Below are 23,216 nucleotides of genomic sequence, written 5' to 3'. Positions count from 1 at the left end.
CGATCGTCACACGAAAGCACTGCCGGGGTGCCTGCTCGCAGCGTAACTTAGCCACCGAACCTCCCACGCAGCTCGCCGACAGCGCCGTCAGTGCCCGCCCGCCCGTGACAGCACTCCCTGCTCGCCAGCCCATGCACCGAGAACCGCCGAGGGGTCCCGTGACGCTCCATCCCAGCCTCCAGAACTACGCCGACGCCGCGACCCACTCCATCGAAGCGATATCCGACCTGGTCAAGCCGCTCGCGGAGGGGGAGTGGAACCGCCGTACGCCGTGCCCCTGGTGGTCGGTGCGGGACATCGTGTCGCACGTCATCGGCATGGAGTGCGAGATGCTCGGGGACCCCCGCCCCATCCATACGCTGCCGCGCGACCTCTACCACGTACAGAGCGACTTCGCGCGCTACATGGAGATGCAGGTCGACGTCCGGCGCCACCACACCGCCCCGGAGATGACGTCCGAGCTGGAGTACGTCCTCATCCGCCGCGCCCGGCACCTCCGCAACGAGTCCCGCGCCCCCGAGACGACGGTCCGCGCGCCCCTGGGTGCCGAGCAGACCCTCGAAGTGGCCTACAACATGCGGGCCTTCGACCTCTGGGTGCACGAGCAGGACCTGCGGGCGGCGCTCGGGCAGCCGGGCAACCTGGACTCCCCCGGCGCCCTCATCACCCGGGACGTGCTGCTCACGGCGCTGCCGAAGGTGGTCGCCAAGGACGCGGGCGCCCCGCCCAACTCGGCGGTGGTGCTGGACGTGCACGGCCCGGTGGAGTTCCTGCGGACGGTCCGGGTCGACGCGGAGGGCCGCGGTTCGATCGACGGCTCGCCCTCGCTGGGCCCGGCGGTGACGCTGTCCATGGACTGGGAGACGTACGTACGCCTCGCCTGCGGCCGGGTCCGTCACACGGCCGTGGCCGACCGGATCAAGGCCGAGGGCGACCAGGAGCTGGCCACGGCGATCCTGGACCACTTCGCCGTGACCCCGTAAGTCCGTCAGCCCCTCATCGGCGGCGCCCGCCCCGGAGTTCACGGGCGGGCGCGCCGCCGCCGTATGTACGACGCACCGCAAGCGCCTACGCGGGTACGTGCACGGCCTCCACGCGGCTCACCACATGGTGGTCGCGCTCCCGGAGGGCCGCACGGCGGCGCAGCCGCAGGATCTGGGCGACGCCGAGCGCCTGGAGGACGAAGACCGAGGCGAAGGCGGCCCGGTAGTTGCCGCCCGTGGTGTCCAGCAGGACCCCCACGGCGAACAGCGTCACCATGGAGGCGGTGAACCCGCCCATGTTGACGATCCCCGACGCGGTGCCCTGACGCTCCGGCGGGTTGGCCGGCCGGGCGAAGTCGAAGCCGACCATCGAGGCGGGGCCGCAGGCGCCCAGCACCAGGCAGAGGATCGTCAGCAGCCACACGGGGGTGTGGGCGGCCGGGTAGAAGATCGCGCAGGCCCAGAGGAGGGCGGTCGTCCCGATCGTGCCCAGGGCGATGGGGGCCCGTGCCTCGTGGTGGCGGGCGATGACCTGCCCGTAGACGAGCCCCACCACCATGTTGGAGAGCACCACCAGGGTGAGCAGCGTGCCCGCCGTCCCCCGGCTCAGCCCCTGCGCCTCGACCAGGAACGGCATCCCCCAGAGCAGCAGGAACAGCATCGCCGGGAACTGGGTGGTGAAGTGCACCCACATCCCGAGCCGCGTCCCCGGCTCCCGCCAGGCGGCGGCGATCTGCTTGCGTACGTACGTGGCTCCGGCGTGCTCGGCCGGTGGCGGCTCGTGGCCCTCGGGGTGGTCCTTCAGGAAGAGCAGGAGCAGCACCAGCACGACCACACCGGCCAGCGAGCTGCCGACGAAGGTGGTGGTCCAGCCGAAGCTGTGCAGGGCGCGGGCGATGAAGAGGGTCGAGACCAGATTGCCCGCCATCCCGAAGAGGGCGGCGACCTGGCCGATCAGCGGGCCGCGCCGGGCGGGGAACCAGCGGCTGCCGAGCCGCAGCACGCTGATGAACGTCATCGCGTCGCCGCAGCCGAGCAGGGCGCGCGCGGCGAGCGCCATCCCGTACGACGGCGAGAGCGCGAAGCCGAGCTGGCCGACCGTGAACAGGACGACCCCGATGGTGAGGACCCGCTTGGTGCCGAGCCGGTCGACCATCAGCCCCACGGGTATCTGCATCCCCGCGTAGACGAGGAGCTGGAGGATGGAGAAGGTCGAGAGGGCGGAGGCGTTGACGTCGAACCGGTCGGCGGCGTCGAGCCCGGCGACCCCCAGGCTCGTACGGAAGATGATGGCGACGAAGTAGACGGCGACGCCGATGCCCCAGACCCAGGCGGCACGCCGGCCCCCGGGTGGGTCACCGGGCAGCGGGAGGGTGGGCGCGGCCCCTGAACTCACCGGTCCTCACCCCTGACCAGCTCCCGCACGCGCCCGACATGACGCCGCACGACCTGCGCGGCCTCCTCGGGGTTCCCGCCCCGGATCGCCTCCAGCAGCTCGGCGTGCTCGGTGATGTTGGCCTCGATCCGCCCGGGATGGGCCTCCATCACCGCGACGCCCATCCGCAGCTGACGGTCGCGCAGCTGGTCGTAGAGGCGCGAGAGGATCTCGTTCCCCGCGTACTTGACGATCTCCGCGTGGAAACACCGGTCCTTGACGGCCACCGCCGCCAGATCCCCGGCCTCCGCCAGCTGCCGCTGCTCCTCCAGGAGCTGTTCGAGCCGCGCGATCAGCCGGGGCGAGGCGGGCACGGCCTTGCGCGCCGCGAACTCCTCCACCAGCAGCCGGGTCTCCACCACGTCCTTGATCTCCTGCGCGGAGACGGCGAGGACGAGGGCGCCCTTCTTCGGGTAGAGCTTGATCAGCCCCTCGACCTCCAGCCGCAGCAGCGCCTCTCTCACCGGCGTACGCGACACCCCTACCGCGTCCGCGAGCCCCCCTTCGGTGAGCAGCGTCCCGCCCTCGTAACGACGGTCCAGGACGGCGTCCTTGACGTGCGTGTAGACCCGCTCGGCGGCGGGCGGCTGCTTGAGGGAGGTGGTGGTCGGCGGCTGTGCGGGGGCGGCGGAGGGTGCGGCAGGCATGCGCACAGCATAGATACAACATGCGCGCATGAGGAGCGGCGTCCGGATCCTGGACCTTGGCAGACTCCGTACGCCTGCTCACGCGACCCACCTGCTCCGACACGCTCCTGTCCGGGAGGCGGGCACGCTCCCGCCCGGCCCGCGTCCGGGGCCCGGAGGCGCTCAGGAGAAGTCCAGCACCAGCCGCCCCCGCAGACCGCCCGCCTCCAGCAAGCGGTGCGCGCGGGCCGCCTCCCGCCACGGCAGCACCTCCGCGACGCGCAGCGTGAGCGCCCCGCTCCCGGCCAGGCGGCTCAGCCCGCCCAGCAGGTCGGTGTCGGACATGACGTCGGACACCATCACCGGGTGCAACCGGATGCCCCGCCCGGCCGGTCCGGACCAGCCCCGCAGTTCCGCCATCGCCCCGCCGTCGGCGAGGGCGGGCAGGAGGCCGGCGGTCTGCATCGACCCGTCGACCAGCCCGGGGACACCTGCGGGGTACAGCTCCCGGACCCGGTCCGCGAAGCCCGGCCCCCGCTCGACCACCCGGTCGGCCCCGAGGCCGAGCACCAGGTCCCTGTCGCGCGCGGACGCGTCGGCCACGACCGTCAGGCCGTCCGCCCTGGCCAGCTCCACCGCGAACCCGCCGACCGCCCCCGCCGCCCCGGTGACCGCGACCACGCCGCCGCCCGGCACCGCCAGCCGGTCCAGAGCCGGCCGGGCGGTCGCGGCGTTCATCAGCAAGGCGGCCGCCTCCGCGAACGACGCCCCTACGGGCCCGGGCACCACGGACTCGGCCGGCACCACGATCTGCTCGGCATAGGCCCCGCCACCGGGCCCCGTGAACGGCACCAGCGCCACCACCGGTTGCCCCACGGCCAGCCGATCACCGACGCCGGGCCCGAGCTGGTCGACGACGCCCGCTGCGTCCATACCGGGCACATACGGCGGCTCGACGCCCTCCATCCGTACGGCATGGCCACCCATGCGCAGCAGAACATCCGTCGGGTTCACGGCAGCCGCGTGCACCCGGATGCGCACCTCGCCCTCGCCCGCCTCCGGCTCCGGAAGTTCCAGCACCCGCAGGACCTCGGGTCCACCGAACGCGTCGAGTCCGATCGCTCTCATGACAGGGCCAACTGCCCGTCTTCAGGCCTCATTCCGCAGGGGCCGCCCCGGGGACGGAGTGCTTTCCGCGGCCGCCTGGGTCGAGCCTGTGCAAATTCACCCGTTGGGGCACGCATCCTTTCTCCCTCCCCGGGAGTCTCATCATCGAGCGGCACCCTTATGTGGCCGCATATCAGGGGCATTTGGAGCGTTCAGTTGAAAATCGGGATCAAGCGCATCAATCGCGTGACCATCACGAGCACCGTGGTCCTCACCGCGGGCGCGGTGCTGGCGAGCGGTGCCTTCGCCTCGGCGGCCCAGGCCGCCACGGCGCCGCCGGCTCCGTCGATCGTCGCCAAGGGCGGCTTCGTGATGAACAGCGGCACCGGAAAGGCGCTCTACAGCAAGACCGCGGACACCCGCCGCTCCACCGGCTCTACCACGAAGATCATGACCGCCCTCGTGGTGCTCAAGCAGAAGAACGTGAACCTGAAGTCCCAGGTCACGATCCAGAAGGCGTACAGCGACTACATCGTCTCGAAGAACGCCTCCTCCGCCCGGCTCATCGTCGGCGACAAGGTCACCGTCGGCCAGCTCCTCTACGGCCTGATGCTCCCCTCCGGCTGCGACGCGGCGTACGCCCTGGCCGACAAGTTCGGCACCGGCAAAACCCGTGACGCCCGCGTGAAGTCGTTCATCGGCAAGATGAACGCCACGGCGAAGAGCCTCAAGCTGAAGAACACCAACTTCGACTCGTTCGACGGCATAGGGAGTGGGAAGAACTACTCGACCCCCCGCGACCTGACGATCATCGCCCGCGAGGCGATGAAGAACTCCACGTTCCGCACGGTCGTCAAGACCAAGTCCACGAAGCAGACGGTCACCATGAAGAACGGTGGCAAGCGCGTCATGGCGTGGACCAACACCAACAAGATGCTCAGCAGCTACAGCGGCGCCATCGGCGTGAAGACGGGCTCCGGCCCGACCGCCAAGTACTGCCTGGTCTTCGCCGCCACGCGCAACGGCAAGACGGTCATCGGCACGGTGCTCACGTCGACCAACGAGTCGACCCGCACGGCCGACGCGAAGAAGCTGATGGACTACGGCTTCAAGCGGTAGCCGATCCGCGCGTACGAGCAAGGGGCCCGGCCCGCACGGTGTGTGCGGCCCGGGCCCCTTCGCCGTTCACGTGACGGCGTACGGGCCTACGGCTGCCGCCGGCGCAGGTCGGCCGTGAAGGCGCCCCAGGCAGCGGGCGCGACGGTGACGACGGGGCCACCCGGGCGCTTGGAGTCGCGGACGGCGACGGTACGGGGGATGTTGCGGGCGACCTCGACGCACTCTCCGTCGCCACTGCTGTGACGGGACTTCTCGAAGCGGAAGCCACTCACTCGCATGGACCTTCTCCGGCGCTGTCCCGCAGCAGCGTTGCCTGGAAAGCGCCCCAGGCGACGGGGGAAACGGTGAGGACGGACCCACTCGGATCCTTGGAGTCGCGAACGGCTACGGTGCGCGGAACGTTGCCCGCGACCTCGACGCACTCGCCGTTCGGCTCGCTGTAGCTGGACTTCTTGAAGCGGAACTTACTCATTCGTTCCTCCTCTTGAGGGTGCTTACCCGCGAACGATCAGAACTGCTGGCGCAGGTCGGCCGTGAAGGCGCCCCAGGCGGCGGGCGTGACGGTGACGACGGGGCCACCCGGGCGCTTGGAGTCGCGGACGGCGACGGTGCGGGGGATGTTGCGGGCGACTTCCACGCACTCCTGCCCAGCATTACCGCCGCTGTAGCTGGACTTGACGAATTTGTACGCGGGCACAGGCCTACAACTCCTTGAGAATGCCGTCGATCAGTCTGACCGAGCTGCGCTGCGCGAGCCCCAGACGACTGATGCGGTCGAAGAGCTGCGCGTGGCGGTCGGCATCATTATCGCTCTCCAGCCAGAGCGTGCTCGACGTCGTATCCATGTGGACCACATCGAGGGCCCCGGGATCAGCGAACGACACGATGGTGAAGGCGCTCGTCATTCCGGGGTGAGCACCCGCCAGGTAGGGCACGACCTGGAGCTTCACGTTCGGCTGCCGGGCCTTGTCCAGCAGGTGGCCGAGCTGCTCCCTCATCACCTGCCGCCCTCCCACCAGTTGACGCAGAGCACTTTCATGCACCACCGCCCACAACTCCAGCTGACGGTCACCGGTCAATCGAACCTGTCGTGCCATCCGAGCCTCGACGAAGGGTTCGATCTCGTCAGGATCCTCCCAGGAGCCGTTCCCCACCGCCAGTGCCCTGGCGTAGTCGGCCGTCTGCAACAAGCCAGGAACGATGGCGAGTTGCCAGGTACGCAGGCTGCTGGCGATGTCCTCCAACGCCACGTACTCGACCATGGACCCAAGCCCCGGGTACTGGTTCCACCAGCCGCTCGCCTTGCGGCGCTCGCGGTCCGCCTTCGCCAGGGCCAGCAGCCTGTCGACGGTGTCGGCGTCGGTCTCGCCGTACAGATGGCACAGGGCCCGGATGTCGGGGTCCCGTATCGGTACGAGGCCCCGCTCGATCTTGGCGACCTTCGCGACCGACGCCGTCAGCGCGTCCGCCGCGTGCGACTGCCGCAGGTCACGCGCCTCCCGCATCCGTAGCAACTCACCGCCGAGACGGCGTCCCAGCACGGTGGAGACCGTCCGGCCTCGATCCGGATTACTGCCTGCCACGTCGCATCCCCTCAGCCGAGTGGACCAAGTCTGGGACTCGCAGCCTTCGAACACCAACTAGGGCAGAGAATTTTCTGCTCGAACTTGTTGCTGCGCGAGCAGCTACACCACTACCGTCGGTGTTCCGCCGCTCGCACAGCGGAGCCGTCACGGCGGAAGCGCACCGCCCTGCCCAGGCGCAGGCGCGGCAGAGCCACCGCCCACCCCACCCGGAGGCACGCGACCATGACCGCAGCCAAGGAGATCCCCACCCCCGCCCCCGAACCCGTCCTCCGTGAGGATCAGGTCGACTACACGCCCACCGCCCGCAGCGTCTCGCTCAGTCGGCATCGGGCGGCCCGGCTCGTGCTGCAGTGGGGGCATCCGCTGATGGCCGGTGACGTGGCGCTCGTCGTCAGTGAGCTGGCCACCAACTCGGTGATGCACGGGGCGGTCCGGGGGCGGCTCTTCCGCGTGCACCTGACGCTCACCGAGTTCGTGCTGCGGGTGGCCGTCAGTGATCCGCGGGGGAGCGGTTGCCCCGGCTCGGCCGGTCCGGGGACGACGAGTGCTTCGGGCGCGGGCTCCTGGTCGTGGCCCAGCTCGCGGACCGGTGGGGCGTCGAGCAGCGTGACGTCGGGAAGACCGTGTTCGCCGAGCTGTCCGTACGGTGACCGGGGCCGGACATGGCGGTGGGCCCGGACGTCACGGAGACGTACGGGCCCACCACACGTACTGCTACGCCCAGGTGATCAGGCGCTTCGGCTGTTCCAGGATGGCCGCCACATCGGCCAGCACCTTGGAGCCCAGCTCGCCGTCGACCAGGCGGTGGTCGAAGGAGAGGGCCAGCGTGGTGACCTGACGCGGCTTCACCTTGCCCTTGTGGACCCACGGCTGGAGCTTGATCGCGCCGACCGCCAGGATCGCGGACTCGCCCGGGTTCAGGATCGGGGTGCCGGTGTCGACGCCGAAGACGCCGACGTTGGTGATGGTCACCGTGCCGCCCGCCATCGCCGCCGGGGAGGTCTTGCCGTCCCGGGCCGTGGCGACCAGCTCGCCCAGCGCCTCCGCGAGCTGCGGCAGCGTCTTGTCGTGCGCGTCCTTGATGTTCGGCACGATCAGGCCGCGCGGGGTGGCGGCCGCGATGCCCAGGTTGACGTAGTGCTTCTGCACGATCTCCTGGCTGGCCTCGTCCCAGGCCGCGTTGACCCCGGGGTTCCGCTTGATCGCGACCAGGAGGGCCTTGGCGATGATCAGGAGCGGGTTGACCCGCACCCCCGCCATGTCCTTGTCCTCCTTCAGCTCCGCCACGAGCTTCATCGTGCGCGTCACGTCGACCGTCACGAACTCCGTGACGTGCGGCGCGGTGAAGGCGCTGCCCACCATCGCCTGCGCGATCGCCTTGCGGACCCCCTTGATGGGGATGCGGGTCTCGCGGGCGGAGACCGTGGCCTCCGCCTTGTCCGCAGCGGCCGTCACCGGCTCGGCGGCAGGAACCGGAGCCGGAGCAGCCGCCTGGGCCGGGGCCGCCGCCGCGTGCACGTCCTCGCGGGTGATGATGCCGTCCTTGCCGGTCGGCACCACGCTCGCCAGGTCCACGCCCAGGTCCTTCGCCAGCTTCCGTACCGGCGGCTTGGCCAGCGGGCGGGTCACCGGAACCTCGGGCTCAGGAGCGGCGGGTGCCCCGTGGCCGTTCAGCTCCGCCTGGACCGCCGCCGCCACGGCAGCCGCCTCGGGGGCGGCTCCCTTGCGCGGGCGGCGCTTCGTGGAGGACTCCGCCACCCCGTAACCGACCAGGACCGGCGTACGGCCCTTCGGCTCGTCAGCAAGAGCAGCAGGAGCCTCGGGAGCGGCAGGAGCAGCCGAGGCGGCAGGGGCCGGAGGGGCCTCCTCCGGAGTACCCGGCGCCACGTCCACCGTGATGATCACCTGGCCGACATCGACCGTCGTGCCTTCACCGAACCGCAGCTCGTGCACCACGCCGTCGAACGGGATCGGCAGCTCCACCGCCGCCTTCGCCGTCTCGACCTCGCACACGACCTGGCCATCGGTGACCGTGTCACCGGGCTGGACGAACCACTTGAGGATCTCGGCCTCGGTGAGGCCCTCGCCCACGTCGGGCATCTTGAACTCGCGGAAGCGAGCGGACGTCTGGGTCATCGTCGTCACGTCCCCTTCCCTCAGTACGCCAGCGAGCGGTCGACGGCGTCGAGCACCCGGTCCAGACCCGGAAGGTACTCCTCCTCCAGCCGCGCCGGCGGGTAGGGCGCGTGGTAGCCGCCGACCCGCAGGACGGGGGCCTCCAGGTGGTAGAAGCTGCGCTCGGTGATCCGGGCGGCGATCTCCGCGCCGGAGCCGTAGAAGACGGGCGCCTCGTGGACGACCACGAGCCGGCCGGTCTTCTCTACCGAGGCCTGGACGGTGTCGAAGTCGATCGGGGACATCGAGCGCAGGTCCAGGACCTCGATCGACTTGCCCTCCTCCTGCGCGGCCGCGGCCGCCTCCAGGCAGACCTTGACCATCGGGCCGTACGCGACGAGCGTCAGGTCGCTTCCCTCGCGGACGGTGACGGCCTTGTGCAGCGGGCCCGGGATGGCGTCGGTGTCGACCTCGCTCTTGTCCCAGTAGCGCCGCTTGGGCTCGAAGAAGATGACCGGGTCGTCGCTCTGGACGGCCTGCTGCATCATCCAGTAGGCGTCGCTCGCGTTGGACGGCGAGACGACCTTCAGCCCCGCCACGTGGGCGAAGAGCGCCTCGGGGGACTCGGAGTGGTGCTCGACCGCGCCGATGCCACCGCCGTACGGGATACGGACGACGACCGGCAGCTTGATCTTGCCGAGCGCGCGGGCGTGCATCTTGGCGAGCTGCGTGACGATCTGGTCGTACGCGGGGAAGACGAAACCGTCGAACTGGATCTCGACGATGGGGCGGTAGCCGCGCAGGGCCAGGCCGATCGCGGTGCCGACGATGCCGGACTCCGCGAGCGGAGTGTCGATCACCCGGTCCTCGCCGAAGTCCTTCTGGAGGCCGTCGGTGATCCGGAAGACACCGCCGAGCTTTCCGACGTCCTCACCCATGATGAGGACCTTGGGGTCGGTGTCGAGAGCGTGGCGCAGCGACTCGTTGAGCGCTTTCGCGATGGACATCTTCTCCACGGCCATGGCTACTTGCCCTCCTCGGCGGAGTCTGCGAACGATGCCTGGTAGGCGGCGAACTGGGCACGCTCCTCGTCGACGAGCGAGTTGCCGTCGGCGTAGCCGTGCTCGAAGAGGGACATCGGCTCCGGGTCGGGCATCGCCCGTACGACCTCGCGTACGCGCTTGCCGAGGGCCTCGCTCTCCGTCTCCAGCTCGGTGAAGAACGCCTCGTCGGCGTGGCCGGACTTCTCCAGGTACGTCCGCAGCCGCAGGATCGGGTCCTTGGCCTCCCAGGCGGCGCGCTCGTCGTCCGCGCGGTACTTGGTCGGGTCGTCGGAGGTGGTGTGGGCGCCCATGCGGTACGTGAACGCCTCGACCAGGGTCGGGCCCTCACCGCGGCGGGCGCGCTCCAGCGCGGAGCGCGTCACGGCCAGACAGGCGAGTACGTCGTTGCCGTCGACGCGGACGCCGGGGAAGCCGTACCCCTGCGCGCGCTGGTAGAGCGGCACGCGGGTCTGGCGCTCGGTGGGCTCGGAGATGGCCCACTGGTTGTTCTGGCAGAAGAAGACGACCGGGGCGTTGTAGACGGCGGAGAAGGTGAACGACTCCGCGACGTCGCCCTGGCTGGAGGCACCGTCACCGAAGTACGCGATCACGGCCGAGTCGGCGCCGTCCTTGGCCACGCCCATGGCGTAGCCCGTGGCGTGCAGGGTCTGCGAGCCGATGACGATCGTGTACAGGTGGAAGTTGTTGGTGGTCGGGTCCCAGCCACCGTGGTTCACCCCGCGGAACATGCCCAGCAGGTTGGTGGGGTCGACCCCGCGGCACCAGGCCACACCGTGTTCGCGGTAGGTCGGGAAGACGTAGTCGTCGTCGCGCAGCGCCCGGCCGCTGCCGATCTGCGCGGCCTCCTGGCCCAGCAGCGAGGCCCACAGACCCAGCTCGCCCTGGCGCTGGAGGGCGGTCGCCTCGGCGTCGAAGCGGCGGGTCAGCACCATGTCGCGGTAGAGCGCGCGCAGCTCCTCGGCGCTCAGGTCGATGCTGTAGTCCGGGTGCTCGACGCGCTCGCCCTCGGGCGTCAGCAGCTGCACGAGCTGGGGCTCGGAACTCTGCGGCTTCTTCGCGGCGCTGGTCCGCTTACTGGCGCGTCGCGGTTTACGCGCGGCGGCAGTGCTCTCCACGGTCACGTGCGTGCTCCTCCGTCGGTCCGGCCCCCGGGGTCTGCCGGGAGACCAGTGCGGCTCGCCTGTGTCCGGACCCGTGCACGGGGTGGGTGCTTCTCGGCCGGGATACAGGCGTGACAGGTGCCCCGGCGAGCGCCCTGTCATAGGCACGTTACCCAGTGCATCGCATAACTGCGAAACCCTATCTGACCTGCGATTTTGCTTGGATTTCCAAGTAAATCGAAAAAATCGCGAAGCTCTGCTGGTCACAGCACTGGGAACAGCCTTGCAGGCCGCCGGAACAACGGCACGTTATCCCGCGGATCAGCGGCTGGGAAGAGCGGAGGAGTGGCGAGTATGTGAGACTGCGATCGTGCGCGAAGATGGAAAAATCACGGTATTTCTGCTCGACGATCATGAGGTCGTCCGGCGCGGTGTCCATGAGCTGCTCGCCTCCGAACCGGACATCGAGGTGGTCGGCGAGGCGGGGACGGCCGCCGATGCCCTGGTCAGGATTCCGGCGACGCGTCCCGATGTGGCGGTGCTCGACGTACGGCTGCCCGACGGCAGCGGTGTGGAGGTGTGCCGCGAGGTCCGTTCGCTGGACGAGAACATCAAATGCCTGATGCTCACCTCGTACGCCGATGACGAGGCCCTTTTCGACGCGATCATGGCCGGGGCGTCGGGATATGTGCTCAAGGCGATCCGCGGGAATGAACTGCTCAATGCCGTACGGGATGTCGCCGCCGGAAAATCCCTGCTGGATCCCGTGGCCACCGCCCGGGTGCTGGAGCGGCTGCGCGACGGCGGGAACGGCCGGGGTGACGACAAGCTCGCCGGGCTGACGGAGCAGGAGCGCAAGATCCTGGACCTGATCGGGGAGGGGCTGACCAACCGGGTGATCGGGGAGCGGCTGCACCTCGCGGAGAAGACCATCAAGAACTACGTCTCCAGCCTGCTGTCCAAGCTGGGGATGGAGCGCCGCTCGCAGGCCGCCGCGTACGTCGCCCGGCTCCAGGCCGAGCGCCGCTGAACCGGCGACCGGCCGCGCCGGAAAGCCGCGCCGAGGCCCCGGGGGGAAGGCCCCGAGGGACTTTGGTCCCGGGCCACCCGGGGCCGGGGACTCTTACCCGGTCCCTACACCTGGCGCAGAGTGGTCCGTATGCCCTCCGATGAACACCGCGCACCGGGACCGCCCCCGCAGGCCGCCGCCGCGATCGAGCTGCTGCGCCGGGTCCCGTACGGCCGCCTCGCCACCAGCATGCGCGCCCTGCCGTTCCTGGCGGTCGCCCGGCACGTGGTGTGCGACGGCCGGATCCTGCTGCGGATGCACAGCGGCTTCGGCTACCACGAGGCGTGCGACGGCAGCGTCGTCACCTACGGGGCCGACAACTACAACGCGGCCACCGCCGGAGAGGGCGGCGACGACCTGTGGTCCGTGCAGTTCACCGGGCCCGCCAAGATCGTCCATCCCGGCCCCGAGCAGGCCGGACTCTTCGGCACCGCACCCGCCCGCGCCAACGGGGAACCCTTCGCTCCGGCCTACCTCCGGGTCGACCCGCACTTCGTCACGGAGCACACTCTGGGCTTCGGCGCAAGTCCGCTTGTCCGCCACGCTGCGTGATCTACCATTTGGTAAGTGCCGCGCTCATATGTAACCCGCCCACCAGTTCCTCCGGTCGGCGAGGTGCTGCGCCGCTACCCGGACGTGGGTGAACCGCTCGCCTGCGAGCCGATCACCAAGGGCCTGCTGAACCACGGATACCGCGTCTCCACCACCCGCGGCTCCTACTTCCTCAAGCACCACCTCGACAAGAAGCACATCGACGACGCCACCGGCGAACGGGCCACGATCGTGCGCCAGCACCACGCCACCCAGCGCCTCGCCTCCCTCGGGGTGCCCGTCGTCCCGCCGTTGACCGATGCGGAGGGCACCACGGTCACGGTGATCGGTGACCGCTGCTACGCCCTGCACCCCTGGGTCGACGGACTGCACCGGGTCGGGTCCCAGCTCACCCCCCACCAGTCCCGGCGTCTCGGGACGCTCCTCGGAGCCGTACACACCGCTCTTGAGCAGGTCATGCCGGTGATGGACGCGGATGGCGAACGCGGTTCGCCCGACGGGCCGTTACCCGCCGGCTACGGCAGCCCGCACGCCGCCGACACCTTCGCGCTCATCGACGAACTGCTGGCCGCCGCCCGGGGGGAGCGGCCCCGGGACACCCCCCGCGACGCCTTCGACGAACTGGCCGTGCACCGGCTCGTGGAGCGCCGGGCCCTGCTCGAACAGCACGCCCACCGCAGGCCGCCCACCCCGGACGGGCCCGCCACCGGGTGGGTGCACGGGGACTTCCATCCGCTCAACCTCCTTTACCGGGGCGCCGATCCGGTCGCCATCGTGGACTGGGACCGGCTGGGGGTGCAGCCGCGCGCCGAGGAGGCGGTCCGGGCGGCGGCCATCTTCTTCGTGCAGCCGGGCGGGGAGCTGGACCTGCCGAAAGTACGGGCGTACGCCCGCGCGTACCGGCGTGCGGCGGGGGCGGACGCGGCCGAACTGGCCGCCGCCGTGCACCGGGTGTGGTGGGAGCGGCTCAACGACTTCTGGATACTCCGCTGGCGCTACCGCCTGGACGACCGAAGGGCCGACCCGCAGTTCCCTGCGGTGTCGGCCCTGGCGGTGTGGTGGACGCGCGAGTACGAGGCGGTCTGCGCGGCGTTCACGGAGTGAGGCGGGGTCCCCGGGGGCGTGCCCCCGGGGGCGTGAGGCTGGTGCCTGAGGCGTGCCCCCGGGCGCGGCCTACGGGGTCGCGCCTCCCCCGGGGCCGGCCGTGTCTCCCGTACCGCTGTTGCCCGCGTTCCCGCCGTTCGCGCCCTCGGAGGCACCCGCCTCGCCGCCGTTGCCGCCCCCCGGGTTGCCGGACGTGCCCGGGTCGGTGGTCGGGGGCGTGGGGTCGCCGCTCGGCTCCCCGCTGGTGCCCTCGTTGGTGGTGCCGTCCGTCGCCCCGGCGTCCGTGTTGTCGGACGGGGTCGGGGACGGGCTGAACGACGGCCGGCTCGGCGTCGGGTCCGGGGTCCACGGCGGCGGGTTGGGCTGCGTCTGGCCACCGCCCGAGGAGTTGCTCGGCTGCTCCGGCTCCTCGGACTCCTCCTCGGACGGCTCATCCGAGGGCTCCTCCTGGGTCGAACTCACCGAGGTGGACGGCTTGACCGGCTCCTTCTCCTTGCCGTCGTCCTTCGTCGCGTTGAGGGCGAAGGCGACCCCGGCGCCGATCGCGACCAGGGCGAGCAGCACGAAGAGCCACATCTTCGAACGCCCGCCGCCGGGCCGCTGACCGCCGCCGTCGTAACCGCCGTCGTCCGGGTTGAGCGGCGGCAGGATCGGGCCCTGCGAGGTGTCGCCGTGGACCGGGTAGCCCATGGCCCGGGTCGAGCCGGTCGTCCCGTGCGGCGGGGTCTGGCCGCCCTCGTGGAGGGCCACCGGGCCGGTGTTCCACGTGCCGGTGTGGCCGCCCTGCACCTGGAGCATCTGCAGGCTGTACTGGACCAGCCCGCGCATCTCCTCGGCGCTCTGGAACCGGTCGTCCGGGTCCTTCGCCAGCGAGCGCATCGCCAGCCCGTCCAGCTCCGGCGGCACCGCGTCCAGGACCTCGGACGGCGGCACCGGCATGTCCTGGACGTGCTGGTAGACCACCGAGAGCGGGGTCTCGCCGGTGAACGGGGGCCGCAGCGCCAGCAGTTCGTAGAGCAGGCAGCCGGTGGCGTACAGGTCGGAGCGGTGGTCGACGGCCTTGCCGAGCGCCTGCTCGGGGGAGAGGTACTGCGGCGTGCCCATGACCATGCCGGTCTGGGTCATCGTCGACTGGGCGCCGTGCAGCGCCCGCGCGATGCCGAAGTCCATCACCTTGACCGCGCCCGAGTCCGTGATGATCACGTTGGCGGGCTTGATGTCCCGGTGCACGATGCCGTGCTGGTGCGAGTAGGCCAGCGCCTCCAGCACCCCGGAGACGATGATGAGCGCCTGCTCGGGCGGGGGCGCCTCGGCGGTCAGCAGGAGGTCGCGGATGGTGCGGCCCTCGACCAGCTCCATCACGATGTACGGGACGGTCTGGCCGCCCACGACGTCCTCGCCGGAGTCGTACACGGCGACGATCGCATGGTGGTTGAGACCGGCGACTGACTGTGCCTCACGCGTGAAGCGGGCCTTGGAGACCGGGTCCTCGGCCAGGTCGGAGCGGAGCAGTTTGACCGCGACCGTGCGTCCGAGCCGGACGTCCTCCGCCGCGTACACCTCCGCCATGCCGCCGCGGCCGAGCCGGTAGGTCATCCGGTAGCGTCCGTCGCCGACGACGCCGCCGACACCCCAGGCGTCGGAGCCATCCGAAACTCCGCCGCCGTTTGCTTCGGAATCGGGTGCCATCAGTCCTCGCCGTCGTATCTGTCCGCGCGTCCGCGGGTTCTCACGATGCCTTGCTGCATTGCCACGTCACGCTACAGCCTCCGCCGGACACCCAGGTTCCGCACCGGACCGATCATCCGACCGCCCGGCGCGCCTCCCACCCCTCCGCCAGGGGATTCCTGTAACGCTTCCGAGACGCTTCTTGTGCGGAGGGTCACGGAACGGGCACCCGGCTTGACGTGTCGGACCCCTCGGGCAGACTTGGCGCGTAATCGCGTAGTACGGAACGCCGTACGGAACACGGAACCAGGTCGCACGCGACCGCGTCCTACAGAAACATGCGTGGGCAGCACAGCGGCACAGCAGCGTGTGCGGCCCACCGGATGTCGGGGTCGCGCCGCCGAGGGGGAAGCAAGTCATGAGCCAGGACGGCGCACGGGGCCGCTATGCGGGCGGAGCGGTGGCAGGCGGCCGCTACCAGCTGCGCGACCTGCTCGGCGAGGGCGGGATGGCCTCCGTCTACCTGGCCTACGACTCCGCCCTGGACCGCCAGGTCGCGATCAAGACCCTCCACACCGAGCTGGGGCGCGAGCAGTCGTTCCGCGAGCGGTTCCGGCGCGAGGCGCAGGCCGTCGCCAAGCTCCAGCACACCAACATCGTCTCGGTCTTCGACACCGGCGAGGACGAGCTCGGCGGCGCGCTGATGCCGTACATCGTCATGGAGTACGTCGAGGGGCAGCCGCTCGGCTCGGTGCTCGCCGCCGACATCCGGCAGTACGGGGCGATGCCCGCCGACAAGGCGCTCAAGGTGACGGCCGATGTGCTGGCCGCGCTGGAGACCAGCCACGAAATGGGCCTGGTCCACCGCGACATCAAGCCCGGCAACGTGATGATGACCAAGCGCGGCGTCGTGAAGGTCATGGACTTCGGCATCGCCCGCGCCATGCAGTCCGGTGTCACCTCGATGACGCAGACCGGCATGGTCGTCGGCACCCCGCAGTACCTCTCCCCCGAGCAGGCCCTCGGCCGTGGTGTGGACGCCCGCTCCGACCTGTACTCGGTCGGCATCATGCTCTTCCAGCTGCTCACCGGCCGCATCCCGTTCGACGCGGACTCCCCGCTCGCCATCGCGTACGCGCATGTGCAGGAGGAGCCGGTCGCGCCCTCCAGCATCAACCGGTCGGTCACCCCCGCGGTGGACGCCCTGGTGGCCCGCGCCCTGAAGAAGAACCCGAACGAGCGCTTCCCCAGCGCCGCGGCGATGCGGGACGAGATCGCCCGGGTGCTGAACGCCTCGGGCGGCCAGACCGGCGCGCCGATGATCGTGGCGGGCGGCGGGCCGGCCAACAGCGGTGCGGGCGTGGGCTCGGCGGTGTTCCCGCCCGTCGACCAGGCCACCCCGGCCCCGCCGAGCGTCCAGACGCCGTACCAGCCGCACCCGCCCCAGCACCCGGGGCAGCCCGGGCACCCGGGGCCGTACAACCAGCCGGCCCCGACGCCCGCGCCGAGCTACGGCTACCCGCAGGCGGCCCAGAGCTACCCGACGCCGGGCCCGCTCGCCCACCAGACCCCACCGCCGTACACGATCAACCCGCAGCACCAGACGGTCGCCGGGTCCACGGGAGGCGGCTCCTCCAAGCGGAACATGCCGGTCATCGTCGGCGCGATCGTCGTCGCGCTCCTCGCCGTCGGCGGCCTGGTCACCGCGCTCGCCCTGCAGGACAAGGGCAAGGACGACGAGGCGGGCAAGGGCGGCGACCCCGGCACCAGCGAGAACTCCACGGACGAGGGCTACCGGCCGCCGGAGCGCAACCGGACGATGAAGACCACGGCGTGCACGAACGCCATGGAGGACTCCAACGACCCGAAGAAGGTCCAGGCGCCCAGCTTCGTCTACAAGGACATCCTCTCGGCGAAGGCCTGCGCGGAGGCGGCCGGCTGGACGATCAAGGAGATCGAGGAGCCGGGCAACACGTACGCGGAGGGCCAGGTCGTCGGCCAGTTCCCGTCCTCGGGTGCGGCGGTCTCCGAGCGCGGCGCCCACTTCGAGCTGAAGGTGTCGACGGGGCGGGCTTCCTGAGGGGTCCCTCAGGTTCCTGGGGGGGTCCCGCAGGGGGCGCCGGGCTTCTTCCGTCTCGGGCTTCGGCTTCGCGATGTGCTCGTTTCCGATCACCGCGAGGGCTGCGGATCTTCATTACGGGTCGGCAGTCGACCCGTAACGGTCGGTTATCTCCTTCCCTCCCGTCCGGGATGCCGGATGGGAGACCCCGTGTGACGCTGATCCCATGGCTACAGGACTTCCGGCCGTGTGGTCGTCGAGGTGCGCGGTCTGTCTGCTGGTGGCGGCCGGCTCGGCGCTGGGGCCGTGGGGGCCGCTGAACCCGCCGGGCGGGACCGCCCACGCGTCGTCGGCCGTGGCGGACGGGCCTTCGGCCGGGGCCTCGCCCTCCGGGACGTCGGGGACTCCCGGGGCCTCCAGCCCCGCTGCCACACCCGTCCCGTCTCTCCCGTCGAGTACGCCGTCGGGGTCCGTGTCCTGGTCCGTGCCGGGTTCGCCCTCAGGTACGGGCCCCTCCTCCGCACTGCCCTCCGGGCTGCTGCCGTCCGGAGTGCCGGGTTCCGACGCGGCGGAGCCGGGTGACGGGCTCTCCCCGGACTCCGTGTACGTCGACGGCGCCGAGGCCCCCGCAGACGCCGACTCCCCCTCTCCCAGCCGTTCCGCTTCCGTCGAGGTGTCCGGCTCGACCGCACCGCTGGCCGGGCGCGAGGCCGGGGCGGGCAAGGCCCGCCCCGGGCGTTCGCTGACCCCGCTGGAGCTGGCACAGGCCGAGAACCGGGCCGAGCGGGAACCCCCGCAGGAAGCGGTGGAAGAGGCGGACGAGCCGGACACCGCCCCGGCCGGCCTGCAGGACTTCACCCCGCCGCCCGACGCCTTCACCGATCCGGAGGCCCGTGCGGCACGCGCCCTGGACGCCGCCGCCGTACGGCAGGTCCAGCAGGTCTCGCTGGGCACGGGCATCGCCCTGGTCGGGCTCGGACTCGCCTTCCTCGCCTTCCGCTTGCGCCGTGTGAACTGACCGTTCCACCCCGTAGCCGTACCGTCCGGGTGACTTGCCAAGGCCGACATACTCGGTATACATACTCAGTATGTCGATCCGCCACGGGCTGCTGGCCCTCCTGGAACGGGGCCCTCGTTACGGCTCCCAGCTCCGCACCGAGTTCGAGTCGCGCACCGGCTCCACCTGGCCCCTGAACGTCGGCCAGGTCTATACGACCCTCAGCCGCCTGGAGCGCGACGGCATGGTCGTGCAGGACGGGGCCGACGAGGCCGGGCACGACCTCTACGCGATCACCGACGACGGCCGCACCGAGCTGCGCAGCTGGTTCGGGACCCCGGTGGACCGCACCAACCCGCCCCGCGACGAACTGGCCATCAAGCTCGCCATGGCCGTGGGGGCCCCGGGCGTCGACATCCGTGAGGTCATCCAGTCCCAGCGCCACCACACCCTCAAGGCCATGCAGGACTACACCCGGCTCAAGGCCCAGGCCCTGGCCGACGTCCCGACGAACCGGGACGAGGTCGCCTGGCTGCTCGTGGTGGAGCAGCTGATCTTCCAGGCGGAGGCCGAGGCCCGCTGGCTCGACCACTGCGAGTCGCGCCTCGTCCGCCTCGCCGAGGCCGCCGCCACCGAGCCCCCGGCCGCACCCGGCCCGGCGGCCGCCCGGGGGCCGGCCCGCACCCTCACCGCCCGCCAGAAGTCCCGCCGCTGAGCCCGCGCGGAACCCCGGGGCTGAGCCCGCGCGGAGTTCCGGCCGCGCCGCACCTGCCCGGGGCCCCGGCGCCCTCAGCCCGCGCGGAATCCCGGGGCGGGCCCGCCCGAAGCCCGGGCGCCCCGGCCCCGCCACCCGGCCGTGGCCCCGCCGCCGCCTCCCGTACCCGAAGACGTACCGGCCGACGTACCAGAAGAACCGACCGCTTCCAGGGGGAACCACCCGCCATGTCCTCGCCCACCGCCACACCGCCACCGTCCTCCGGGGCAGCCGCAGGCGCCCCCGTACTCGAACTGCGGGCGCTGACCCGTACCCACGGCTCCGGCGTCGCGGAGGTGCACGCCCTGCGCGGAATCAGCCTCTCCGTGTACCCGGGTGAACTGGTCGCCGTGATGGGGCCCTCCGGCTCCGGCAAGTCCACCCTGCTGACCCTGGCCGGCGGGCTCGACGACGCCAGCAGCGGCCAGGTGATCATCGAGGGCCAGGACATCGCGTCGCTCGGCCGCAAGGGCGTCGCCGCCCTGCGCCGGCGCAGCGTCGGCTACGTCTTCCAGGACTACAACCTCATCCCGGCCCTGACCGCCGCCGAGAACATCGCGCTGCCCCGCGAACTCGACGGCGTCTCCGTGCGCAAGGCCCGCAAGGAGGCCCTCGCCGCCCTGGCCGAGATGAAGCTGACCGAGATCGCCGACCGGTTCCCCGACGAGATGTCCGGCGGCCAGCAGCAGCGCGTGGCCATCGCCCGCGCCCTCGTCGGGGACCGGCGTCTCGTCCTCGCCGACGAGCCGACCGGGGCGCTCGACTCCGAGACCGGCGAGGCCGTCCTCGCCCTGCTGCGCACCCGCTGCGACCAGGGGGCGGCCGGGGTGATGGTGACCCATGAGCCCCGGTACGCGGCCTGGGCCGACCGGGTCGTCTTCCTCCGCGACGGTTCGATCGTGGACCAGACGCTGACCACGGGCGCCGACGCGCTGCTCACGGCAGCGACCCCGGGAGCCCCGGCGGCCGACCGGGGCAACGGTTCCACCGGAACCCCCGGGAACGCCGAGTGAGCCTCTTCTCCGGCTGGCGCGCCGCCTTCCGCATAGCCCGGCGCGACGCGCTGCGCGCCAAGGGCCGCAGCGCCCTCGTCGTCGCGATGATCGCCCTGCCCGTCCTCGGTGTGACCGCCGCCGATCTGACGTACCGCTCCGCCCTGCCCACCGCCGCGGAGGACCTGACGGCGGATCTGGGCGCGGCGGACGCCCTCTTCATGGACCAGGGGATGGGCCCGGTCCCGCTCTGGCAGATGCCCGACGGCATCATGTGGCAGACGCCCGAGGGCGCCCCGGAGACGTTCTACGACGACGAGCGGAAGCCCGTCGACGTACCGGCCACCTTCCCGAAGGGCTCGCGCTCTCTCACCGAGCAGTCCGTGCCCGCCTCCGTGACGACCCGCCACGGCATCACCGACACCCAGATCACCGAACTGGCCGTCGCGGACCCGATGCTGCGCGGCCGGGTCGAGCTGACCGAGGGCTCCTACCCGAAGGCCAAGGACGAGATCGCGGCGACCGAGGCGTTCCTCAAGGCGGCCGGGCTCTCCGTCGGTGACCGCATCACCGTGCGCGGCCCCCAGCAGGTCTACACCCTCACCGGCGCGGTGGAACTGCCCGCCCAGTTGAAGAACGAGTCCCTGTTCGCCGCCCCGGGCGCGGTCATCGCCCCCTGGCAGAAGTCCGCCGACGGCGACGGGAAGATCCTGCCGCCCCAGGCGAGCGGTGTGAAGTGGCTGGTCCAGGGGCCGCCCGGGGCAGGCGTGACCTGGCCGGACATCCTCGCCGCCAACGAGAAGGGCGTGGTGGTACGGGCCCGCCAGGTCGCCCTGAACCCGCCGCCGGACTCCGAAGTCCCCATGGCCGCGTATATGCAGAGCTGGACGAGCAGCGACGCGGAGCTGACCGCGGCCGCCCTCACCGTGGCCGCGATGGCCCTGCTGGAGATCGTGCTGCTGGCCGGACCGGCCTTCGCCGTGGGGGCCCGCCGGTCCCGTCGGCAGCTGGGGCTGGTCGGCTCGTGCGGCGGCACCCGCGGCCAGGTCCGGGCCGTGGTGCTCGCGGGCGGTGCGGTGCTCGGCGGGGTCGGCGCGGTCGTCGGGGTCGGGGCCGGCTTCGGCCTCACCGTCCTCTTCCGCCCGATGATCGAGGAGTTCAGCGGCCGTCGCTTCGGCGAACTGACCGTCCACCCCTGGGAGATCATCGCCATCGCCGTACTCGGCCTGGTCACCGGCGTCCTCGCCGCACTCGCCCCGGCGATCGTGGCGGGCCGTCAGTCCGTCCTGGAGTCGCTCACCGGCCGCCGCGGCGCCCGTCGCAGCTCCCGCGTCCTGCCGGTCGTCGGCACGGTCGTGCTCGCGGGCGGGACCGCCCTCGCCGTGTACGGCGGTCTGAGCGGCAACACCCGGCTGGTCGCGGCCGGTTCCGTCCTCGCCGAACTGGGCCTCCTCGGCTGCATCCCGGTCATCGTCGGCTTCCTCGGCCGGCTCGGCCGCCGGCTGCCGCTGACCCCCCGGATCGCCCTGCGCGACGCGGCCCGCAACCGGGGCCGTACCGCACCCGCCGTCGCCGCCGTGATGGCCGCCGTCGCGGGCAGCGTCGCCATCGCCACGTACACGGCCAGCACCACCGCCGAGCAGGCCTACGACCACCAGCCCAACCTCACCGCGGGCACCGCCGCGCTGATGGCCGCCGACACCGCCGAGAAGACCGACCTCTCCCGCGCACGGGCCGCCGTCGAGCAGCACTACCCCGTCAGCGGGGCGCCCGCCCGGGTCGGCCGGGCCTGGGCGGGCAGCGACTGCTCCGTGTACTACGAGGAGGAGGACAGCTGCGGGACCCTCGAGATCGTCAAGCCCACCGGGGAGGGCCACTCCTGCCCCCTGAAGGGCAAGGGCGCCAAGGAACTCGCCCTGCGGATCTCCGCCGACGAGCACAAGCGGCTGATGAACTCGCCCGCCTGCGTGGACGAGGACTCCACCACGATCGCCTTCGGCAACGACGACAACAAGATCGTCGTCGGGGACACCGCCCTGCTCACCTCGTACGTCAAGCTCGACGACCCGGAGGCCGCGAAGGCCCTCGCCGCCGGCACCCCCGTCCTGCTCAACTCGGCGTACGCGAAGGACGGCGAGATCACCCTCAAGGCCCGCCACTTCTACAACGAGCGCGACAAGGAGAACCGCGCCCTCCACCCCGGCGAGGCCCGCACCACCACGGACCGGCTGAAGGTGTACGTCGCCCCGGACAGCTACGCGACGACCCCGGGCATCCGGATGGTGCTGCCGCAGCGGACCGCGGACCGGCTCGGCCTGCACTCCCAGGAGACCGGCTCCGTCTACCCCCTGAGCCGCGAGCCGACCGACGCCGAGGAGCAGGCGGCCGACGCGGCGCTGGAGCGGGCCGGCAACCACGCGTACGTGTGGACCGGCAGCCCCGCCGAGGAGCGCGACGACGCGGTGGTCCTGCTGATCCTCGCCCTCTTCGCCGGTGTCGTGACGCTCGGCGCGGCGGCCATCACCACCGGGCTCTCCAAGGCCGACGCGGAGGCCGACCTCGCCACGCTCAGCGCGGTGGGCGCGCCCCCGGGCGTACGGCGCTCACTCTCCGGCTTCCAGTGCCTGGTCGTCGCCCTGACCGGGGTGCTGCTGGGGACGGCGGCGGGGATCGTCCCGGCGGTCGCGCTGCGCCTGACCGACCTGCGGGAGGCCCTGAAGGTCATGCGGGCCGATCCGATGGAGTCGGCGTACACACCGATCGTGATGCCGTGGCCGACCATCGCGCTGCTGGCCCTCGTCGTCCCGGTGCTGGCCGGGCTGCTCGCCGCCGCCCTCACCGGCTCCCGGCAGAAGCTGGCCCGGCGCGCGGGGTAACGCCCGCATC

General features: G+C 71.6%; 22 protein-coding genes. 11 read left to right on the top strand and 11 right to left on the bottom strand.

The features are described 5' to 3' along the window. The first annotated feature begins 158 nt into the window (after positions 1-158). Positions 159-983 (top strand): maleylpyruvate isomerase family mycothiol-dependent enzyme, encoded by an 825-nt coding sequence (locus tag DJ476_RS17510; protein WP_103419706.1) that lies wholly within the window; start codon positions 159-161, stop codon positions 981-983. Between the two features lie 85 nt (positions 984-1,068). On the opposite strand, the gene DJ476_RS17505 is transcribed toward DJ476_RS17510, so the two are convergent. The 3 genes from DJ476_RS17505 to DJ476_RS17495 form a co-directional block, all read right to left on the bottom strand. After that, positions 1,069-2,379, bottom strand: coding sequence for an MFS transporter (locus DJ476_RS17505; RefSeq protein WP_103419707.1), 1,311 nt, complete (start codon positions 2,377-2,379; stop codon positions 1,069-1,071). After that, on the bottom strand, positions 2,376-3,065 hold the full coding sequence (locus tag DJ476_RS17500) for a GntR family transcriptional regulator (RefSeq protein ID WP_103419727.1): 690 nt from the start codon (positions 3,063-3,065) through the stop codon (positions 2,376-2,378). The genes DJ476_RS17505 and DJ476_RS17500 overlap by 4 nt, the downstream gene beginning before the upstream one ends. Positions 3,066-3,227: 162 nt before the next feature. Continuing rightward, positions 3,228-4,172 (bottom strand): NADP-dependent oxidoreductase, encoded by a 945-nt coding sequence (locus DJ476_RS17495; protein ID WP_112490980.1) that lies wholly within the window; start codon positions 4,170-4,172, stop codon positions 3,228-3,230. 195 nt (positions 4,173-4,367) lie between these two features. Between DJ476_RS17495 and DJ476_RS17490 the strand changes: the two genes are divergently transcribed. Next, the gene (locus DJ476_RS17490) at positions 4,368-5,270 is read left to right on the top strand and encodes a D-alanyl-D-alanine carboxypeptidase family protein (protein WP_103419709.1); all 903 of its coding nucleotides are present in this window, start codon (positions 4,368-4,370) and stop codon (positions 5,268-5,270) included. A gap of 86 nt (positions 5,271-5,356) precedes the next feature. Here DJ476_RS17490 and DJ476_RS17485 read toward each other — a convergent pair whose 3' ends face one another. From DJ476_RS17485 to DJ476_RS17470, 4 genes are read right to left on the bottom strand one after another with little or no spacing between them, the layout of a single operon-like run. Continuing rightward, positions 5,357-5,548 (bottom strand): DUF397 domain-containing protein, encoded by a 192-nt coding sequence (locus tag DJ476_RS17485; protein WP_112490979.1) that lies wholly within the window; start codon positions 5,546-5,548, stop codon positions 5,357-5,359. Beyond that, positions 5,539-5,742, bottom strand: a complete 204-nt coding sequence (locus DJ476_RS17480) for a DUF397 domain-containing protein (protein ID WP_112490978.1) — start codon at positions 5,740-5,742, stop codon at positions 5,539-5,541. The genes DJ476_RS17485 and DJ476_RS17480 overlap by 10 nt, the downstream gene beginning before the upstream one ends. A 36-nt stretch (positions 5,743-5,778) precedes the next feature. Next, positions 5,779-5,967, bottom strand: coding sequence for a DUF397 domain-containing protein (locus DJ476_RS17475; RefSeq protein ID WP_112490977.1), 189 nt, complete (start codon positions 5,965-5,967; stop codon positions 5,779-5,781). Positions 5,968-5,971: 4 nt separating this feature from the next. Further along, positions 5,972-6,853, bottom strand: a complete 882-nt coding sequence (locus DJ476_RS17470; protein WP_112490976.1) for a helix-turn-helix domain-containing protein — start codon at positions 6,851-6,853, stop codon at positions 5,972-5,974. 515 nt (positions 6,854-7,368) lie between these two features. Here DJ476_RS17470 and DJ476_RS35625 point away from each other — a divergent pair. Beyond that, the gene (locus DJ476_RS35625) at positions 7,369-7,506 is read left to right on the top strand and encodes an ATP-binding protein (protein ID WP_318294723.1); all 138 of its coding nucleotides are present in this window, start codon (positions 7,369-7,371) and stop codon (positions 7,504-7,506) included. 64 nt (positions 7,507-7,570) lie between these two features. Here the strand turns inward: DJ476_RS35625 and DJ476_RS17460 are convergent, their stop codons facing one another. From DJ476_RS17460 to pdhA, 3 genes are read right to left on the bottom strand one after another with little or no spacing between them, the layout of a single operon-like run. Then, positions 7,571-9,001 carry a dihydrolipoamide acetyltransferase family protein gene (locus DJ476_RS17460; RefSeq protein ID WP_112490975.1) on the bottom strand — a complete coding sequence of 477 codons (1,431 nt, stop codon included), beginning with the start codon at positions 8,999-9,001 and terminating at the stop codon, positions 7,571-7,573. A gap of 11 nt (positions 9,002-9,012) precedes the next feature. Beyond that, the gene (locus DJ476_RS17455; RefSeq protein WP_103419712.1) at positions 9,013-9,993 is read right to left on the bottom strand and encodes an alpha-ketoacid dehydrogenase subunit beta; all 981 of its coding nucleotides are present in this window, start codon (positions 9,991-9,993) and stop codon (positions 9,013-9,015) included. Between the two features lie 2 nt (positions 9,994-9,995). After that, the gene (gene pdhA, locus DJ476_RS17450; protein WP_019763044.1) at positions 9,996-11,156 is read right to left on the bottom strand and encodes a pyruvate dehydrogenase (acetyl-transferring) E1 component subunit alpha; all 1,161 of its coding nucleotides are present in this window, start codon (positions 11,154-11,156) and stop codon (positions 9,996-9,998) included. 349 nt (positions 11,157-11,505) lie between these two features. Here pdhA and DJ476_RS17445 point away from each other — a divergent pair, with 349 nt between their 5' ends. The 3 genes from DJ476_RS17445 to DJ476_RS17435 all read left to right on the top strand — a co-directional run bounded on the left by DJ476_RS17445 (position 11,506) and on the right by DJ476_RS17435 (position 13,860). Next, positions 11,506-12,165, top strand: coding sequence for a response regulator (locus DJ476_RS17445; protein ID WP_026237839.1), 660 nt, complete (start codon positions 11,506-11,508; stop codon positions 12,163-12,165). Between the two features lie 129 nt (positions 12,166-12,294). Beyond that, the gene (locus DJ476_RS17440) at positions 12,295-12,756 is read left to right on the top strand and encodes a pyridoxamine 5'-phosphate oxidase family protein (RefSeq protein ID WP_103419714.1); all 462 of its coding nucleotides are present in this window, start codon (positions 12,295-12,297) and stop codon (positions 12,754-12,756) included. Between the two features lie 63 nt (positions 12,757-12,819). Then, the gene (locus tag DJ476_RS17435) at positions 12,820-13,860 is read left to right on the top strand and encodes a phosphotransferase (protein WP_103419715.1); all 1,041 of its coding nucleotides are present in this window, start codon (positions 12,820-12,822) and stop codon (positions 13,858-13,860) included. A 69-nt stretch (positions 13,861-13,929) separates the two neighbouring features. Here the strand turns inward: DJ476_RS17435 and DJ476_RS17430 are convergent, their stop codons facing one another. Then, a complete protein-coding gene (locus DJ476_RS17430; RefSeq protein ID WP_103419716.1) occupies positions 13,930-15,549 on the bottom strand; it encodes a protein kinase domain-containing protein in 1,620 nt (539 codons plus the stop codon). Between the two features lie 397 nt (positions 15,550-15,946). Here DJ476_RS17430 and DJ476_RS17425 point away from each other — a divergent pair, with 397 nt between their 5' ends. The 5 genes from DJ476_RS17425 (at position 15,947) to DJ476_RS17405 (ending at position 23,206) form a co-directional block, all read left to right on the top strand. Then, positions 15,947-17,608, top strand: coding sequence for a protein kinase domain-containing protein (locus DJ476_RS17425; protein ID WP_112490974.1), 1,662 nt, complete (start codon positions 15,947-15,949; stop codon positions 17,606-17,608). Between the two features lie 451 nt (positions 17,609-18,059). Next, a complete protein-coding gene (locus DJ476_RS34945) occupies positions 18,060-18,605 on the top strand; it encodes a hypothetical protein (protein WP_240676632.1) in 546 nt (181 codons plus the stop codon). A gap of 70 nt (positions 18,606-18,675) precedes the next feature. Beyond that, a complete protein-coding gene (locus DJ476_RS17415; RefSeq protein WP_112490973.1) occupies positions 18,676-19,299 on the top strand; it encodes a PadR family transcriptional regulator in 624 nt (207 codons plus the stop codon). Positions 19,300-19,526: 227 nt separating this feature from the next. Further along, the gene (locus DJ476_RS17410) at positions 19,527-20,351 is read left to right on the top strand and encodes an ABC transporter ATP-binding protein (protein WP_112490972.1); all 825 of its coding nucleotides are present in this window, start codon (positions 19,527-19,529) and stop codon (positions 20,349-20,351) included. Next, positions 20,348-23,206: an FtsX-like permease family protein gene (locus tag DJ476_RS17405; protein WP_112490971.1), complete on the top strand. Its 2,859-nt coding sequence runs from the start codon at positions 20,348-20,350 to the stop codon at positions 23,204-23,206. The genes DJ476_RS17410 and DJ476_RS17405 overlap by 4 nt, the downstream gene beginning before the upstream one ends. The last annotated feature ends 10 nt before the right edge of the window (positions 23,207-23,216 follow it).

The sequence above is a fragment of the Streptomyces bacillaris genome, from assembly GCF_003268675.1.
GTDB lineage: Bacteria > Actinomycetota > Actinomycetes > Streptomycetales > Streptomycetaceae > Streptomyces > Streptomyces bacillaris.
This window is presented reverse-complemented; position numbering and strand designations above follow the sequence as displayed.

Bases quoted from the DNA above. Each gene is read 5' to 3' on its own strand.
- DJ476_RS17485 (WP_112490979.1), bottom strand. From the start codon at position 5,548: ATGCGAGTGAGTGGCTTCCGCTTCGAGAAGTCCCGTCACAGCAGTGGC.
- DJ476_RS17430 (WP_103419716.1), bottom strand. From the start codon at position 15,549: ATGGCACCCGATTCCGAAGCAAACGGCGGCGGAGTTTCGGATGGCTCC.
- DJ476_RS17415 (WP_112490973.1), top strand. From the start codon at position 18,676: ATGTCGATCCGCCACGGGCTGCTGGCCCTCCTGGAACGGGGCCCTCGT.
- DJ476_RS17495 (WP_112490980.1), bottom strand. From the start codon at position 4,172: ATGAGAGCGATCGGACTCGACGCGTTCGGTGGACCCGAGGTCCTGCGG.
- DJ476_RS17455 (WP_103419712.1), bottom strand. From the start codon at position 9,993: ATGGCCGTGGAGAAGATGTCCATCGCGAAAGCGCTCAACGAGTCGCTG.
- DJ476_RS17440 (WP_103419714.1), top strand. From the start codon at position 12,295: ATGCCCTCCGATGAACACCGCGCACCGGGACCGCCCCCGCAGGCCGCC.
- DJ476_RS17500 (WP_103419727.1), bottom strand. From the start codon at position 3,065: ATGCCTGCCGCACCCTCCGCCGCCCCCGCACAGCCGCCGACCACCACC.
- DJ476_RS17480 (WP_112490978.1), bottom strand. From the start codon at position 5,742: ATGAGTAAGTTCCGCTTCAAGAAGTCCAGCTACAGCGAGCCGAACGGC.
- DJ476_RS17410 (WP_112490972.1), top strand. From the start codon at position 19,527: ATGTCCTCGCCCACCGCCACACCGCCACCGTCCTCCGGGGCAGCCGCA.
- DJ476_RS17425 (WP_112490974.1), top strand. From the start codon at position 15,947: ATGAGCCAGGACGGCGCACGGGGCCGCTATGCGGGCGGAGCGGTGGCA.